General features: G+C 58.7%; 13 protein-coding genes. 12 read left to right on the forward strand and 1 reads right to left on the reverse strand.

Annotated features, from left to right (window positions below):
- The first annotated feature begins 233 nt into the window (after positions 1–233).
- Both C4J89_RS08675 and C4J89_RS08680 read left to right on the forward strand, forming a co-directional pair.
- Positions 234–545, forward strand: coding sequence for a DUF485 domain-containing protein (locus C4J89_RS08675; RefSeq protein ID WP_124361973.1), 312 nt, complete (start codon positions 234–236; stop codon positions 543–545).
- Positions 542–2,200: a cation acetate symporter gene (locus C4J89_RS08680; RefSeq protein WP_124361974.1), complete on the forward strand. Its 1,659-nt coding sequence runs from the start codon at positions 542–544 to the stop codon at positions 2,198–2,200. The genes C4J89_RS08675 and C4J89_RS08680 overlap by 4 nt, the downstream gene beginning before the upstream one ends.
- Before the next feature lie 239 nt (positions 2,201–2,439).
- Here C4J89_RS08680 and gltA read toward each other — a convergent pair whose 3' ends face one another.
- Positions 2,440–3,729, reverse strand: a complete 1,290-nt coding sequence (gene gltA / locus C4J89_RS08685; RefSeq protein ID WP_124361975.1) for a citrate synthase — start codon at positions 3,727–3,729, stop codon at positions 2,440–2,442.
- Between the two features lie 365 nt (positions 3,730–4,094).
- Between gltA and sdhC the strand changes: the two genes are divergently transcribed.
- The 10 genes from sdhC to brnQ all read left to right on the forward strand — a co-directional run bounded on the left by sdhC (position 4,095) and on the right by brnQ (position 17,220).
- The gene (gene sdhC / locus C4J89_RS08690; protein ID WP_124361976.1) at positions 4,095–4,469 is read left to right on the forward strand and encodes a succinate dehydrogenase, cytochrome b556 subunit; all 375 of its coding nucleotides are present in this window, start codon (positions 4,095–4,097) and stop codon (positions 4,467–4,469) included.
- Positions 4,463–4,831, forward strand: coding sequence for a succinate dehydrogenase, hydrophobic membrane anchor protein (gene sdhD / locus C4J89_RS08695; protein ID WP_003233245.1), 369 nt, complete (start codon positions 4,463–4,465; stop codon positions 4,829–4,831). Before sdhC ends, sdhD begins: the two co-directional genes overlap by 7 nt.
- A 3-nt stretch (positions 4,832–4,834) precedes the next feature.
- Positions 4,835–6,607, forward strand: coding sequence for a succinate dehydrogenase flavoprotein subunit (gene sdhA / locus C4J89_RS08700; protein WP_124361977.1), 1,773 nt, complete (start codon positions 4,835–4,837; stop codon positions 6,605–6,607).
- Between the two features lie 11 nt (positions 6,608–6,618).
- The gene (locus tag C4J89_RS08705; RefSeq protein WP_003172807.1) at positions 6,619–7,323 is read left to right on the forward strand and encodes a succinate dehydrogenase iron-sulfur subunit; all 705 of its coding nucleotides are present in this window, start codon (positions 6,619–6,621) and stop codon (positions 7,321–7,323) included.
- A gap of 256 nt (positions 7,324–7,579) precedes the next feature.
- A complete protein-coding gene (locus tag C4J89_RS08710; RefSeq protein ID WP_124361978.1) occupies positions 7,580–10,411 on the forward strand; it encodes a 2-oxoglutarate dehydrogenase E1 component in 2,832 nt (943 codons plus the stop codon).
- Between the two features lie 44 nt (positions 10,412–10,455).
- Complete coding sequence (gene odhB / locus C4J89_RS08715; protein ID WP_124366429.1) at positions 10,456–11,682, forward strand: 2-oxoglutarate dehydrogenase complex dihydrolipoyllysine-residue succinyltransferase; 1,227 nt, start codon at positions 10,456–10,458, stop codon at positions 11,680–11,682.
- Between the two features lie 108 nt (positions 11,683–11,790).
- Positions 11,791–13,227 carry a dihydrolipoyl dehydrogenase gene (lpdA, locus tag C4J89_RS08720; RefSeq protein WP_124414250.1) on the forward strand — a complete coding sequence of 479 codons (1,437 nt, stop codon included), beginning with the start codon at positions 11,791–11,793 and terminating at the stop codon, positions 13,225–13,227.
- A 204-nt stretch (positions 13,228–13,431) separates the two neighbouring features.
- The gene (sucC, locus tag C4J89_RS08725) at positions 13,432–14,598 is read left to right on the forward strand and encodes an ADP-forming succinate--CoA ligase subunit beta (RefSeq protein ID WP_003190011.1); all 1,167 of its coding nucleotides are present in this window, start codon (positions 13,432–13,434) and stop codon (positions 14,596–14,598) included.
- Positions 14,598–15,479 carry a succinate--CoA ligase subunit alpha gene (gene sucD / locus C4J89_RS08730; RefSeq protein ID WP_048729999.1) on the forward strand — a complete coding sequence of 294 codons (882 nt, stop codon included), beginning with the start codon at positions 14,598–14,600 and terminating at the stop codon, positions 15,477–15,479. The genes sucC and sucD overlap by 1 nt, the downstream gene beginning before the upstream one ends.
- A gap of 427 nt (positions 15,480–15,906) precedes the next feature.
- A complete protein-coding gene (brnQ, locus tag C4J89_RS08735) occupies positions 15,907–17,220 on the forward strand; it encodes a branched-chain amino acid transport system II carrier protein (protein WP_124361981.1) in 1,314 nt (437 codons plus the stop codon).
- Positions 17,221–17,327: the final 107 nt, after the last annotated feature.

Raw genomic sequence — 17,327 nt, forward strand, 5'->3', positions numbered from 1 at the left:
GAGGGGGCTTGCCCCCGATGGCGATGGTTCAGTCAGAGCATTCTTGGCTGACCTACCGCCATCGGGAGCAAGCCCCCTCCCACATTAGTTTCGCACCGCCTCAAATTTTTCTGTGCCCCAGCAATCCCTCGCTACACTCGATCTACTACTAAGGTCGTCTGGAACCCTTTCCACAGCCGCATACAGTGGATACGTTCCAATAATAAAAAAGCTGTGCTGCGAGGATAAAAACAATGAACGACAGCATTTACCTCTCGATTCAAAACAGCCCGCGCTTCAAGGAGCTGGTCAGAAAAAGAGAAAAGTTCGCCTGGATTCTCTCGGCGATCATGCTAGGGCTTTACTCCGGTTTCATCCTGTTGATTGCCTACGGGCCACACGTGCTGGGGGCCAAGATCAGCCCCGGTTCGTCGATTACCTGGGGCATTCCCCTGGGCGTCGGACTGATTGTGTCCGCCTTCATCCTGACCGGCATCTACGTACGCCGGGCCAATGGCGAATTTGACGACCTGAACAATGCGATTCTCAAGGAGGCTGCGCAATGATTCGGCGTCTATTGGCGGTACTCGGCGCTTCGCTGTTTGCTCCGGCCCTTTGGGCGGCCGACGCATTGACCGGCGAAGTGCAAAAGCAACCCCTGAATGTCTCGGCCATCGTGATGTTTGTCGCGTTCGTCGGCGCTACCCTGTGTATCACCTACTGGGCGTCCAAGCGCAACAAATCGGCGGCCGACTACTATGCGGCCGGCGGCAAGATCACCGGTTTCCAGAACGGCCTGGCGATTGCCGGCGACTACATGTCGGCGGCGTCCTTCCTGGGGATTTCCGCGCTGGTGTTCACCTCCGGCTACGACGGCCTGATCTATTCGATCGGCTTCCTGGTGGGCTGGCCGATCATTCTGTTCCTGATCGCCGAGCGCTTGCGCAACCTGGGCAAGTACACCTTTGCTGACGTGGCGTCCTATCGCCTCGGGCAAACCCAGATCCGCAGCCTGTCGGCCTGTGGTTCGCTGGTGGTGGTAGCGTTCTACCTGATCGCGCAGATGGTCGGCGCGGGCAAGCTGATCCAACTGCTGTTCGGCCTCGATTACCACGTTGCGGTGATCCTGGTAGGTATCCTGATGTGCATGTACGTGCTGTTCGGCGGCATGCTGGCGACCACCTGGGTGCAGATCATCAAGGCGGTGCTGTTGCTGTCCGGTGCCTCGTTCATGGCGCTGATGGTGATGAAGCACGTCAACTTCGACTTCAACATGCTGTTTTCCGAGGCGATCAAGGTTCACCCCAAAGGTGAAGCGATCATGAGCCCAGGCGGCCTGGTGAAAGATCCGATCTCGGCGTTCTCCCTGGGGCTTGCGCTGATGTTCGGTACTGCGGGCCTGCCGCACATCCTGATGCGCTTCTTCACCGTGAGTGATGCGAAAGAAGCGCGCAAAAGCGTGCTGTATGCCACCGGCTTTATCGGCTACTTCTATATCCTCACGTTCATCATCGGCTTTGGTGCGATCCTGCTGGTCAGCACCAACCCGGCGTTCAAGGATGCAGCAGGCGCCTTGCTGGGCGGTAACAACATGGCGGCGGTGCACTTGGCCAACGCGGTGGGCGGCAGTATCTTCCTGGGCTTCATCTCGGCCGTGGCCTTCGCCACCATCCTTGCGGTGGTTGCCGGCCTGACCCTGGCCGGTGCCTCGGCGGTGTCCCATGACCTGTATGCCAGCGTGATCAAGAAGGGCAAGGCCAACGAGAAAGATGAGATTCGCGTGTCGAAGATCACCACGGTCGCCCTGGCAGTGCTGGCTATCGGCCTGGGTATCCTGTTCGAAAGCCAGAACATCGCGTTCATGGTCGGCCTGGCGTTCTCGATTGCCGCCAGCTGTAACTTCCCTGTGCTGCTGCTTTCCATGTACTGGAAAAACCTCACCACCCGTGGCGCCATGATCGGCGGCTGGCTGGGCTTGATCAGCGCCGTGGGCCTGATGATCCTGGGCCCGACCATCTGGGTGTCGATCCTGCACCACGAGAAGGCGATCTTCCCGTATGAATACCCGGCGTTGTTCTCGATGATCATCGCGTTCGTGGGTATCTGGTTCTTCTCCATCACCGACAAGTCGGCGGCGGCAGAGAAAGAGCGTGCGCTGTACTTCCCGCAGTTTGTGCGTTCGCAGACTGGCCTGGGGGCGAGTGGGGCGGTTAACCACTAAGCCTGTAACTGGATGAGAAATGCCCCGGTCGAAAGGCTGGGGTATTTTTTTGCCTTGGATTTAGTGGTGTCTGGGTGATGGTCATCGGGAGCAAGCCCCCTCCCACAGTTGACCGAGTTCCAACATGAGAATGCGGTCAACTGTGGGAGGGGGCTTGCTCCCGATAGCGGTATGTCAGGCGACCCAAACAAAAACGGCCTCCACTAAGGGAGGCCGTTTTCAATACAGCTGGGCAATGCTTACTTGCGATCTTCCAGCTTGGTAATGTCACGCGACTCGTAGCCGGTGTATAGCTGGCGCGGGCGGCCAATCTTGTACGGGCTCGAGAGCATTTCCTTCCAGTGGGAGATCCAGCCCACGGTCCGCGCCAGGGCGAAGATCACGGTGAACATGCTGGTTGGAATGCCGATCGCCTTGAGGATGATCCCCGAGTAGAAGTCGACGTTCGGGTACAGCGAGCGTTCGATGAAGTATGGGTCGGTCAGGGCGATCTCTTCCAGGCGCATGGCCAGTTCGAGTTGCGGATCGTTCTTGATGCCCAGTTCCTTCAACACTTCGTCGCAGGTCTGTTTCATTACGGTGGCGCGCGGGTCGCGATTCTTGTAGACCCGGTGACCGAAGCCCATCAACTTGAACGGATCGTTCTTGTCCTTGGCCTTGGCGATGAAGGTGTCGATGTTGGACACATCGCCGATTTCATCGAGCATGGTCAAGACGGCTTCGTTCGCACCGCCGTGGGCAGGCCCCCACAACGCGGCGATACCGGCGGCGATACAGGCGAACGGGTTGGCACCCGACGAACCTGCCAGGCGCACGGTAGAGGTGGAGGCGTTCTGCTCGTGGTCGGCGTGGAGGATGAAGATCCGGTCCATTGCCTTGGCCAGCACCGGGCTGATCGGTTTGATCTCGCACGGGGTGTTGAACATCATGTGCAGGAAGTTTTCCGCGTACGTCAGGTCGTTGCGCGGGTACATCATGGGTTGGCCCATGGAGTACTTGTAAACCATCGCGGCCAGGGTTGGCATCTTGGCGACCAGGCGGATCGCGGAAATTTCGCGATGCTCGGCGTTATTGATGTCCAGGGAGTCGTGATAGAAGGCCGACAGGGCGCCGACCACGCCGCACATGACGGCCATCGGGTGGGCGTCGCGACGGAAGCCGTTGAAGAACGTCTTCAACTGCTCGTGAACCATGGTGTGGTTCTTCACGGTGCTGACGAACTGGGCCTTTTGCTCAGCTGTTGGCAGTTCGCCATTTAGCAGCAAGTAGCAGGTTTCCAGGTAGTCCGACTGTTCAGCCAGTTGTTCGATCGGGTAGCCGCGGTGCAGCAGGATGCCATTGTCGCCGTCGATATAGGTGATCTTCGACTCGCAAGAGGCGGTCGACATGAAGCCTGGGTCGAAAGTGAAACGGCCCGTGGCCGTCAGGCCCCGTACGTCGATAACATCGGGACCAACGGTGCCGGTTAAAATGGGCAGCTCGACGGGGGCTGCGCCCTCGATGATCAACTGCGCTTTTTTGTCAGCCATGTGGCCTCCTATTTATGCTTCAAATCATCAGACAGACCCCCCACGCAGGGCCCGCACCACTATAGTGAGATAAATTCAGATGTCAATTTGCCTAAAGTCTTGCTCCAGAAGGCTTTAACCGTACTTTTTCGTCGAAATTGCCTGCCATTTACGCCTTTTATCGCGTCAGCGCAATCAGCTATTAGGGTGAGGTGCGCGCGTTGTCATTAGTAACCTAACTGTCTATACTCGGCCACCGACCGCCAAGGGCTTTTGGGCTTGCTTTCATTGGGGGTCGCACTCCCTGGGTGGTGCTTACCTGACCAGTCGCACTCCCCAACAACTTTGCCCTGATTGTTAGGGGCTCTTCAGTGTGAAAAAAAGCCGTGAATAGCCAACGACCTGTAAACCTAGACCTAAGGACCATCAAACTCCCCATCACCGGCGTTACGTCGTTCCTGCACCGTGTTTCCGGCATCATCCTGTTCCTGGGCCTGGGCATCATGCTTTACGCATTGAGCAAATCCCTGGGTTCCGCGGAAGGTTACGCCGAGGTGAAGGCAACCTTGACCAGCCCACTGGCCAAGTTCGTAGCGTGGGGCCTGCTGTCCGCTCTGCTGTATCACCTGGTAGCCGGTGTGCGCCACTTGATCATGGATGCGGGTATCGGTGAGACGCTGGAAGGCGGCCGCCTGGGCTCGAAAATCATCATCGCCATTTCCGTGGTGCTGATCGTTCTGGCAGGAGTTTGGATATGGTAACCAGCGTAACGAATCTGTCGCGTTCGGGCCTCTATGACTGGATGGCACAGCGTGTGTCTGCGGTCGTTCTCGCGGCTTATTTCATTTTCCTGATCGGATACCTCGTCGCAAACCCGGGCATCGGCTATGAGCAATGGCACGGCCTGTTCGCCCACAATGCGATGCGAATCTTCAGTCTGCTGGCCCTTGTGGCCCTGGGCGCTCACGCCTGGGTCGGCATGTGGACCATCGCGACCGACTACCTAACGCCAATGGCGCTGGGCAAGTCCGCGACCGCAGTCCGTTTCCTCTTCCAGGCAGTATGCGGCATCGCGATGTTCGCTTACTTCGTCTGGGGTGTGCAGATTCTTTGGGGTATCTGATTCATGGCTAACATTCCTACTATTTCATTCGACGCCATCATTATTGGTGGCGGCGGTGCCGGCATGCGCGCTGCGCTGCAGCTGGCCCAGGGTGGGCACAAGACCGCCGTGATCACCAAGGTGTTCCCGACGCGTTCGCACACCGTATCGGCCCAGGGTGGCATTACCTGCGCCATCGCTTCTGCCGACCCGAACGATGACTGGCGCTGGCACATGTACGATACCGTCAAGGGTTCCGACTACATCGGTGACCAGGACGCTATCGAGTACATGTGTCAGGAAGGCCCGGCTGCGGTGTTCGAGCTGGACCACATGGGTCTGCCGTTCTCCCGTACCGAGCAAGGCCGTATCTACCAGCGTCCGTTTGGCGGCCAGTCCAAGGACTACGGTAAAGGTGGCCAGGCTGCCCGTACCTGCGCCGCGTCCGACCGTACCGGTCACGCGCTGCTGCATACCCTTTATCAGGGCAACCTGAAAGCCGGTACCACGTTCCTGAACGAGTACTACGCTGTCGATCTGGTGAAGAACGGCAAGGGCGAGTTCGTCGGCGTGATCGCCATCTGCATCGAAACCGGTGAAACCACCTACATCCGCGCCAAGGCTACCGTGCTGGCGACCGGCGGTGCAGGCCGTATCTACGCGTCGACCACCAATGCCCTGATCAACACCGGTGACGGCGTCGGCATGGCACTGCGTGCAGGCGTACCGGTGCAAGACATCGAAATGTGGCAGTTCCACCCGACCGGCATCGCCGGCGCCGGCGTACTGGTGACCGAAGGTTGCCGTGGTGAAGGTGGCTACCTGATCAACAAGCACGGCGAGCGTTTCATGGAGCGTTATGCGCCGAACGCGAAAGACCTTGCTGGTCGTGACGTCGTGGCCCGTTCGATGGTCAAGGAAATCATCGCCGGCAACGGCTGTGGCCCGAACGGCGACCACGTACTGCTCAAGCTCGATCACCTGGGCGAAGAAGTGCTGCACAGCCGTCTGCCAGGTATCTGCGAGCTGTCCAAGACCTTTGCTCACGTTGACCCGGTGGTTGCGCCGGTGCCAGTGGTTCCGACTTGCCACTATATGATGGGCGGCGTGCCGACCAACATTCATGGCCAGGCAATCACCCAGAACGCCGATGGTGTGGACGAGATCATCCATGGTCTGTTCGCGGTAGGCGAAGTGGCCTGCGTATCGGTTCACGGTGCCAACCGCCTGGGCGGCAACTCGCTGCTCGACCTGGTGGTATTCGGCCGCGCTGCCGGCCTGCACCTGGAAAAAGCTCTGACCGACGGCATCGAATACGATGACGCCACCGACGCCAACATCGAAGCCGCCCTGGCGCGCCTGAACGCTCTGAACGAGCGCACTGACGGCGAAGACGTGGCAACCCTGCGTCGCGAGCTGCAAAGCTGCATGCAGAACTACTTCGGTGTGTTCCGTACCGGCGAATACATGCAGAAGGGCATCGCCCAGCTGGCCGACCTGCGCACGCGCATCGCCAACGTCAAGATCAACGATAAGAGCCAGGCGTTCAACACCGCGCGTATCGAAGCCCTTGAGCTGCAAAACCTGCTGGAAGTGGCAGAAGCGACTGCGATCGCCGCCGAGGTTCGTAAGGAATCCCGTGGCGCCCACGCTCGTGAAGACTTTGAAGACCGCGACGACGAGAACTGGTTGTGCCACACCCTGTACTTCCCGGGTGACAAGCGCGTAACCAAGCGTGCCGTGAACTTCTCGCCGAAGACGGTGCCGACGTTTGAACCGAAGATTCGGACTTACTAAGGGTGGCTGCCATGTTGAAAGTCAGTGTTTACCGCTACAACCCTGATCAGGACGCCGCGCCGTTCATGCAGGAGTTCCAGGTCGATACCGGTGGTAAAGACCTGATGGTGCTGGATGTACTGGCACTGATCAAAGAGCAGGACGAAGGTTTCTCCTATCGTCGCTCTTGCCGTGAAGGTGTGTGCGGTTCCGACGGCATGAACATCAACGGCAAAAACGGCCTGGCGTGTATCACGCCGCTGTCCGCCGTGGTCAAGGGCAACAAGCTGATCGTTCGTCCACTGCCAGGTTTGCCGGTTATCCGTGACCTGGTTGTCGATATGAGCATCTTCTACAAGCAATACGAGAAAGTTAAGCCATTCCTGCAGAACGACACGCCGGCTCCGGCCATCGAGCGTCTGCAGTCCCCGGAAGAGCGTGAAAAACTCGACGGCCTGTACGAGTGCATCCTGTGCGCTTGCTGCTCGACGTCCTGCCCGTCCTTCTGGTGGAACCCGGACAAGTTCCTGGGCCCGGCTGCACTGCTGCAAGCCTACCGCTTCCTGGCAGACAGCCGCGACACCAAGACGTCCGAGCGTCTGGCTTCACTGGATGACCCGTTCAGCGTATTCCGCTGCCGCGGGATCATGAACTGCGTCAACGTATGTCCCAAAGGCCTGAACCCGACTAAGGCCATTGGTCACATCCGTAACATGCTGCTGCAAAGCGGCGTGTAACTGACGTAAAAGCAGGACCGTTGTGCCCGTAAATGCTGCGGCGCAGGCTTCAACCGGCGCCGTAGTTTTAACTTGAGCAGCGACTTACAAAGCCGCGGCTCTTATTTTGAAGAAATGAGACAAGCAGGGGCATTCGGGTTGGTACCCGAACTATCAGCGTGATCCTAAGTGGCTTGTTTTGGTCGCTGCACTTGGCCTTTTGCAAGCAAACTCGGTGTTTTCGCCGGTGGTGTCCCCAAATCGAGGGTGACCAAGCATGCAAGAAAGCGTGATGCAGCGCATGTGGAACAGCGGCTATCTTTCAGGTGGTAACGCTGCCTATGTGGAAGAGCTTTATGAGCTCTACCTGCACGACCCTAACGCTGTGCCAGAAGAATGGCGCACCAAATTTCAGACGTTGTCTTCAGACGGCAACGCTGCCACCGATGTATCGCATGCTGCGATTCGCGATCATTTCGTGTTGCTGGCAAAGAACCAGCGCCGCGCCCAACCGGTTTCCGCCGGCAGCGTGAGCAGTGAGCACGAGAAGAAGCAAGTTGAAGTACTGCGACTGATCCAGGCTTACCGGATGCGTGGCCACCAGGCGGCCCAGCTTGACCCGCTGGGGCTCTGGCAGCGTCCTGCACCTGCTGACCTGTCGATCAATCATTACGGCTTGACCAATGCCGATCTTGATACGACCTTCCGTGCCGGCGACCTGTTCATCGGCAAAGAGGAAGCGAGCCTACGCGAAATTCACGAAGCGTTGCAGCAGACATATTGCCGCACCATCGGCGCTGAGTTCACGCACATCACCGATTCCGAGCAACGCCAGTGGTTCCAGCACCGCCTGGAAGGCGTACGTGGCCGTCCGGTATTGTCCGCCGATGTGCGCAGCCACCTGCTCGAGCGCGTGACTGCCGCTGAAGGTCTCGAAAAATACCTGGGTACCAAATACCCGGGCACCAAGCGTTTTGGCCTGGAAGGCGGCGAAAGCCTGATTCCGATGCTCGACGAGCTGATCCAGCGTTCCGGTTCCTACGGCACCAAGGAAGTCGTGATCGGCATGGCTCACCGTGGCCGCTTGAACGTGTTGGTCAATACCTTCGGCAAGAACCCGCGCGAGCTGTTCGACGAGTTCGAAGGCAAGAAGAAGGTCGAGCTGGGTTCCGGTGACGTTAAATACCACCAGGGCTTCTCGTCCAACGTCATGACCACCGGCGGTGAAGTTCACCTGGCCATGGCCTTCAACCCCTCCCACCTGGAAATCGTTTCTCCAGTGGTCGAGGGTTCGGTGCGGGCTCGCCAGGATCGTCGTAACGACACCACCGGTGAAAAGGTGCTGCCGATTTCCATCCACGGTGACGCGGCGTTCGCCGGCCAAGGCGTGGTCCTGGAAACGTTCCAGATGTCGCAGACCCGCGGCTTCAAGACCGGCGGTACGGTTCACATCGTCATCAACAACCAGGTTGGCTTCACCATCAGCAACCCGCTGGATGCGCGCTCCACCGAGTACGCCACCGACGTTGCCAAGATGATCCAGGCGCCGATTCTCCATGTGAATGGCGATGACCCGGAAGCCGTACTGTTCGTGACCCAACTGGCTGTCGACTACCGCATGCAATTCAAGCGTGACGTGGTGATCGACCTGGTTTGCTACCGCCGTCGCGGTCACAACGAAGCGGACGAACCAAGCGGCACCCAGCCGTTGATGTACCAGCAGATCACCAAGCAGCGCACCACCCGTGAGCTGTACGCCGAAAGCCTGACCAAGGCCGGCGTGCTGGATGATGCGCGTGTTCAGGCGAAAATCGATGAATACCGCAACGCGCTGGATAACGGCCTGCATGTAGTGAAGAGCCTGGTCAAAGAGCCGAACAAAGAGCTGTTCGTCGACTGGCGTCCGTACCTGGGTCACACCTGGACCGCACGCCATGACACCAGCTTCGACTTGAAGACTTTGCAGGAGTTGTCTGCCAAGTTGCTGGAGATCCCTGAAGGGTTCGTGGTTCAGCGCCAGGTTGCGAAGATCTACGAAGACCGTCAGAAGATGCAAGCCGGCGGCCTGCCGATCAACTGGGGTTACGCCGAAACCATGGCGTACGCGACCCTGGCGTTCGAAGGTCATCCGATCCGCATGACCGGCCAGGACATCGGCCGCGGTACGTTCTCGCACCGTCATGCCGTGTTGCACAACCAGAAAGACGCGGGCACCTACATCCCGTTGCAGAACCTGTACGAAGGCCAGCCGCGTTTCGACCTGTACGATTCGTTCCTGTCCGAAGAAGCTGTACTGGCGTTCGAATACGGCTACTCCACCACCACGCCGCAGGCGCTGGTGATCTGGGAAGCCCAGTTCGGCGACTTCGCCAACGGTGCCCAAGTGGTTATCGATCAGTTCATCACCAGCGGCGAGCACAAGTGGGGCCGTCTGTGCGGTCTGACCATGCTGTTGCCCCATGGTTATGAAGGCCAGGGTCCGGAGCACTCCTCGGCCCGTCTGGAGCGTTACCTGCAGTTGTGCGCCGAGCACAACATCCAGGTGTGCGTACCGACGACCCCGGCGCAGATCTACCACTTGCTGCGTCGCCAGGTAATCCGTCCGCTGCGCAAGCCGCTGGTCGTGTTGACTCCCAAATCGCTGTTGCGTCACAAATTGGCCGTTTCGACCCTGGAAGACCTGGCCGAAGGTTCGTTCCAGACCGTTATTCCAGAAATCGATACGCTGGACGCCGCCAAGGTCACTCGCCTGATCCTGTGCAGCGGCAAGGTCTACTACGATCTGCTGGAAAAACGCCGTGCCGAAGGCCGCGAAGACATCGCCATCGTGCGTATCGAGCAGCTTTACCCGTTCCCGGAAGATGACCTCATGGAGATCATCGCGCCTTACACCAACCTCACGAATGTCGTGTGGTGTCAGGAAGAACCGATGAACCAGGGCGCCTGGTACAGCAGCCAGCATCACCTGCGTCGCAGCATCGGCAACCACAACAAGGCTTTGGGCCTGGAGTACGCCGGTCGTGATGCATCTGCTGCACCTGCTTGTGGCTACGCGTCGATGCACGCCGAGCAGCAGGAAAAACTGCTGCAAGATGCTTTCACTGTTTAACGCCTTCGCGCTGACTGAAACCGAATTTTAAGGACCTACAGATAATGGCTATCGAAATCAAAGCCCCGTCATTCCCGGAATCGGTTGCCGATGGCACCGTTGCCACTTGGCACAAGAAACCAGGCGAGGCCGTCAAGCGTGACGACCTGATCGTCGACATCGAGACCGACAAGGTTGTGCTGGAAGTGCTGGCCGAAGCCGACGGCGTGCTGGGCGCGATCGTTGCAGAAGAAGGCGCTACCGTTCTGTCGAACCAGGTACTGGGCTCGATCGAAGAGGGCAGTGCTGCTGCCGCGCCTGCTGCTGCCGCACCGGCTGCCGCTGCCTCTGCTGCCCCGGCCGCCGCTCCGGCTGCAGGTGGCGAAGACCCAATCGCTGCACCGGCTGCGCGTCAACTGGCTGAAGAGAACGGTATCAACCTGGCTTCCATCAAAGGCACCGGCAAAGACGGCCGTGTTACCAAGGAAGACGTGGTTGCTGCTATTGAAGCCAAGAAAAACGCTCCGGCTGCCGCACCTGCCAAGGCCGCTGCTCCAGCTGCCGCCGCGCCTGTATTCGCCGCTGGCGACCGCACCGAGAAGCGCGTGCCGATGACCCGTGTACGTGCCACCGTGGCCAAACGCCTGGTTGAAGCTCAGTCGAACATGGCGATGCTGACCACGTTCAACGAAGTCGACATGACCGAAGTCATGGCCCTGCGTTCGAAGTACAAGGATCTGTTCGAGAAGTCCCACAACGGTGTGCGCCTGGGCTTCATGTCGTTCTTCGTGAAAGCAGCCACCGAAGCGCTGAAGCGCTTCCCGGCAGTCAACGCTTCCATCGACGGCGCCGACATCGTTTACCATGGCTATGCAGACATCGGCGTTGCCGTGTCCAGCGACCGTGGCCTGGTGGTTCCGGTTCTGCGTAACGCCGAGCTGATGAGCCTGGCCGAAATCGAAGGCGGCATCGCCGGCTTCGGCAAGAAAGCCCGTGACGGCAAGCTGACCATCGACGAGATGACCGGCGGTACCTTCACCATCACCAACGGTGGTACCTTCGGTTCGATGATGTCGACGCCGATCGTCAACCCGCCACAAGCTGCGATCCTGGGCATGCACAACATCATCCAGCGTCCGATGGCCATCAACGGCCAGGTCGTGATCCGCCCAATGATGTACCTGGCGCTGTCTTACGATCACCGCCTGATCGATGGTAAAGAAGCCGTGACGTTCCTGGTGACCATCAAGAACCTGCTGGAAGACCCGGCTCGCCTGCTTCTGGATATCTAAAAAGCAGCTGCAGGTCGCAAGCTGCAAGCGCCAAGCCCAAAGCGGCGAGCGGTGCTTTCAACTTGCGGCGTGCGGCTTGTAGCTTGCAGCTAAAAAGGGAACCTTTTTATGACACAGAAATTTGACGTTGTAGTGATTGGTGCAGGCCCTGGCGGCTATGTTGCCGCCATCAAGGCCGCACAACTGGACCTCTCGACTGCTTGCATCGAAAAGTACACCGACAAGGAAGGCAAACTGGCGCTGGGCGGTACCTGCCTGAACGTGGGTTGCATTCCGTCCAAGGCGCTGCTGGACAGCTCCTGGAAATTCCACGAAGCCCAGGATGGCTTCGCGATTCACGGTATCAACCATGCTGGCGTGACCATGGACGTGCCAGCGATGGTCGGCCGTAAAGCCAACATCGTCAAAGGCCTGACTTCCGGCGTTGCCACCTTGTTCAAGGCCAACGGCGTTACTTCCCTGCAAGGTCACGGCAAACTGCTGGCCGGCAAGAAAGTTGAAATCACCAAGCCGGACGGCTCGGTTGAAGTCATCGAAGCCGAGAACGTGATCCTGGCACCGGGTTCGCGTCCAATCGACATTCCACCGGCTCCAGTCGATCAGAACGTGATCGTTGATTCGACCGGCGCCCTGGAATTCCAGGCCGTACCTAAGCGCCTGGGCGTCATCGGCGCCGGTGTCATCGGCCTGGAACTGGGTTCGGTATGGTCGCGCCTGGGTTCCGAAGTGACCGTGCTCGAAGCCTTGGACACGTTCCTGCTGGCTGCCGACACCGCCGTGTCCAAGGAAGCCTACAAGACCCTGACCAAGCAAGGTCTGGACATCAAGCTTGGCGCCCGTGTTACCGGTTCTAAAGTCAACGGCGAAGAAGTGGTCGTGACCTACACCGACAAGGAAGGCGAGCAGACCATCACCTTCGACAAGCTGATCGTAGCCGTTGGTCGCCGTCCAGTGACCACCGATCTGCTGGCTTCCGACAGCGGCGTGAGCATCGATGAGCGTGGTTTCATTCACGTTGACGATCACTGCGCAACCACCGTGCCGGGCGTTTACGCGATCGGCGACGTGGTTCGTGGCATGATGCTGGCCCACAAGGCTTCCGAAGAAGGCATCATGGTTGTCGAGCGCATCAAGGGTCACAAGACCCAGATGAACTACGACCTGATTCCATCGGTTATCTACACCCACCCGGAAATTGCATGGGTCGGCAAGAACGAACAGCAGTTGAAAGCTGAAGGCGTTGAAGTTAACGTCGGCACCTTCCCGTTTGCCGCTTCTGGCCGTGCCATGGCAGCCAACGACACCGGTGGTTTTGTCAAAGTCATCGCTGATGCCAAGACTGACCGCGTATTGGGCGTCCACGTGATTGGCCCAAGCGCTGCAGAACTGGTTCAGCAAGGCGCTATCGGTATGGAATTCGGCACCAGCGCCGAAGACCTGGGCATGATGGTCTTCTCCCATCCGACCCTGTCCGAAGCGTTGCACGAAGCAGCGTTGGCTGTGAATGGCGGCGCCATCCACATCGCCAACCGCAAGAAGCGCTAAGCGAGATAATAAGAAACCACGGCGGAGTTGCCCGTCGTGAGCCTTGCGCGCAAGACTCACCGCGGAATATCCGCTGGACGCAGCCTTGCGCAGCTTTACGGGCCATAAGCCCCGCAAGTTGCGCAAGCAGCAGTCACAGGTGGCGCGGCACTCATAATGAGCGCAGCGCCGAATGCGCAGTACCTAACGAAGACGGTAAAAAGCATGAATCTTCACGAGTATCAGGGTAAGCAGCTGTTCGCTGAATACGGCCTGCCAGTTTCCAAGGGCTACGCAGTAGACACCCCGGAAGCAGCAGCAGAAGCTTGCGACAAAATCGGCGGCAGCGAGTGGGTTGTCAAAGCCCAGGTCCACGCCGGTGGTCGCGGTAAAGCGGGCGGCGTTAAGCTGGTTCGCAGCAAAGAAGACGCCAAGGCCTTCGCACAGCAGTGGCTGGGCAAGCGTCTGGTGACTTACCAGACTGATGCCAATGGCCAGCCAGTCACCAAGATCCTGGTTGAATCGTGCACTGATATCGCTAAAGAGCTGTACCTGGGCGCTGTCGTTGACCGTTCGAGCCGTCGCATTGTGTTCATGGCCTCCACCGAAGGTGGCGTGGACATCGAGAAAATCGCTCACGAAACCCCAGAAAAAATTCTGAAAGCCACTATCGATCCACTGGTTGGCGCTCAGCCATTCCAGGGTCGCGAGCTGGCTTTCCAGCTGGGCCTGGAAGGCAAGCAAGTTGCCCAGTTCGCCAAGATCTTCGTCGGTCTGGCCAAACTGTTCCAGGATCACGATCTGGCCCTGCTGGAAGTGAACCCGCTGGTGATCAAGGCTGACGGCGATCTGCATTGCCTCGACGCCAAGATCAACATCGACGCCAACGCCATGTACCGTCAGCCTAAGCTGAAGACTTTCCACGATCCGTCCCAGGACGATCCGCGCGAAGCGCACGCTGCCAAGTTCGAACTGAACTACGTAGCCCTGGAAGGTAACATCGGTTGCATGGTCAACGGTGCCGGCCTGGCCATGGGTACCATGGACATCGTCAACTTGCATGGCGGCAAACCAGCCAACTTCCTCGACGTAGGTGGTGGCGCTACCAAGGAACGCGTTACCGAAGCGTTCAAGATCATCCTGTCCGACTCCAACGTCGCTGCAGTACTGGTCAACATCTTCGGCGGCATCGTTCGTTGCGACATGATTGCCGAAGGCATCATCGGTGCAGTGAAAGAAGTTGGCGTTAAAATCCCGGTTGTTGTTCGCCTTGAAGGTAACAACGCTGAACTGGGCGCTAAAGTACTGGCAGAAAGCGGTTTGAACATCATCGCGGCTACCAGCCTGACCGACGCTGCTCAACAAGTTGTCAAAGCTGCGGAGGGCAAATAATGAGCGTCCTGATCAATAAAGACACCAAAGTTATCTGCCAGGGTATTACCGGTTCGCAAGGTAGTTTCCACACCCAGCAAGCCATCGAATACGGCACCAAGATGGTTGGCGGCGTAACTCCGGGCAAAGGCGGCACCGAGCACCTGGGCCTGCCAGTGTTCAACACCGTGAAAGAAGCTGTAGAAACCACTGGCGCTACCGCCAGCGTGATCTACGTTCCAGCACCTTTCTGCAAAGATTCCATCCTGGAAGCGGCATTCGGCGGCATCAAGCTGATCGTGTGCATTACCGAAGGCATTCCTACCCTGGACATGCTGGACGCTAAAGTTAAGTGCGACGAGCTGGGCGTTGTCCTGATCGGCCCTAACTGCCCAGGCGTGATCACTCCAGGCGAATGCAAGATCGGCATCATGCCAGGTCACATTCACTTGCCAGGCAAAGTCGGTATCGTTTCCCGTTCCGGCACCCTGACCTACGAAGCTGTGAAGCAGACCACTGACGCCGGTTTCGGTCAGTCGACTTGCGTCGGCATCGGCGGTGACCCGATCCCAGGCTCCAACTTCATCGACATCCTGAAGCTGTTCCAGGAAGACCCGAAGACCGAAGCGATCGTCATGATCGGTGAGATCGGCGGTTCGGCTGAAGAAGAAGCCGCTGCCTACATCAAGGCACACGTGACCAAGCCGGTTGTTTCCTACATCGCTGGTGTGACTGCCCCTGCGGGCAAGCGCATGGGCCATGCTGGCGCAATCATTTCTGGCGGCAAGGGCACTGCAGACGAGAAGTTTGCTGCCCTGGAAGACGCAGGCGTGAAAACCGTGCGTTCGCTGGCAGACATCGGCAAGGCTTTGTCCGAGCTGACCGGTTGGGCTGTCAAGTAAGCTTCGCGCTTAGCTGACGCTTTACCTGCAAAGGCCACCTTCGGGTGGCCTTTGTGCATTTGGGCCGCCCATTTATTGAAATGTACTCGGTCCCATGTGGGAGGGGGCTTGCTCCCGATGAAGGTGAATCAGTCACTGATATATTGACTGGCACACTGCCATCGGGAGCAAGCCCCCTCCCACATTTTGTCTGTATGCCAAATTAAGTATGAAAACACGACATTGAAATGTCGCTTATCGGACAGTTCGCCCTGCAACAGTGCGTTTGTCAGGCTAATTCTGTACCCTGGCCGCCTCTTTATGCGTGCGCCTCCCAAAAGGAAGCCCCGCGCTGGACCGGTCGGTCCCGATCAGGACCGGCAGCCTTTCCCTCATCCATAGGGAAGCCCTCTCTAAATTCCGATTCAGTAGTGTGGTATTTCCTCAAATGAAAGTGTTGAAAAGCCAGGATATCCTGGCGTTGGGCTTTATGACCTTTGCCCTGTTCGTGGGCGCCGGCAACATCATCTTCCCGCCCATTGTGGGCTTGCAGTCCGGGCCACACGTCTGGATGGCCGCCTTAGGGTTCCTGATTACGGCAGTTGGCCTGCCGGTCGTCACCGTGATCGCACTGGCCAAGGTCGGCGGCGGTATGGATGCGCTGAGCAGCCCGATCGGCAAGATCGCCGGCGGCCTGCTCGCGGCGGCGGCGTACCTGGCGGTCGGGCCGCTGTTCGCCACGCCACGTACCGCCACCGTTTCGTTCGAAGTGGGCCTGGCGCCGCTGACCGGCGAAAGCCCGCTGGCGCTGTTCCTGTACAGCTCGGTGTATTTCCTGGTGGTGTTTTTCGTGTCGTTGTACCCAGGGCGCCTGCTGGACACCGTGGGGCGTTTCCTCGCGCCGTTGAAGATCATCGCACTGGCCATCCTTGGCATCGCCGCGTTTGCCTTGCCGGCCGGTGAAGTCGGTGTCGCCACGCCGGAATACGTCGCTGCGCCATTCTCCCAGGGCTTTATCAATGGCTACCTGACCATGGATACCCTGGGTGCGCTGGTATTTGGCATTGTCATCGTCAACGCGATTCGCTCCCGTGGCGTGGAGTCGCCCAAGCTGATCACGCGTTACGCGATCATTGCCGGGCTGATTGCCGGCGTGGGTCTGGCGCTGGTGTACATCAGCCTGTTCCGCCTCGGCTCGGGCAGCCATGCCGTGGCCGCAGGTGCCAGCAACGGTGCCGCAGTGCTGCACGCCTATGTGCAACATACCTTCGGCTCACTGGGCAGCGGTTTCCTGGCGGTGCTGATTTCCCTGGCGTGCCTGGTCACCGCCGTGGGCCTGACCTGCGCCTGCGCTGAGTACTTCAGCCGTGTGCTGCCGCTGTCCTACAAGACCCTGGTGGTGATCCTCGCGCTGTTCTCGCTGTTCGTGTCCAACCTGGGCCTGACCAAGCTGATCGCGTTCTCCATCCCGGTGCTCACCGCGATCTACCCGCCGTGCATCGTGTTGGTGGCCCTGAGCTTCTGTAAGGATTTCTGGCAGGAGCAGGGCCGTATCGTTGGCCCGGTCATGCTGGTGTCGTTTATCTTTGGCTGCATCGATGCGCTCAAGGGCGCGGGCCTGGCGGATTGGATGCCGTCGCAACTGATGCACCTGCCGCTGAGCGAGCAGGGCCTGGCGTGGTTGGTGCCATCGGTGATGATCCTGGTGGTGGCGGTGGTGGTGGATCGCATGCTGGGCAAGCGCAGCGAAGCCATCGCGTAGTACCGGTTTCAACGCATTGATGAAATGCCCCGTATCAATCGATACGGGGCATTTTTTATGGGCGTCATGCAGTGTCTTTTTGCTTGAGCTAGCGTCGAACAGGTGAC

The organism is Pseudomonas sp. R4-35-07, assembly GCF_003852235.1.
Taxonomy (GTDB): Bacteria; Pseudomonadota; Gammaproteobacteria; order Pseudomonadales; family Pseudomonadaceae; genus Aquipseudomonas.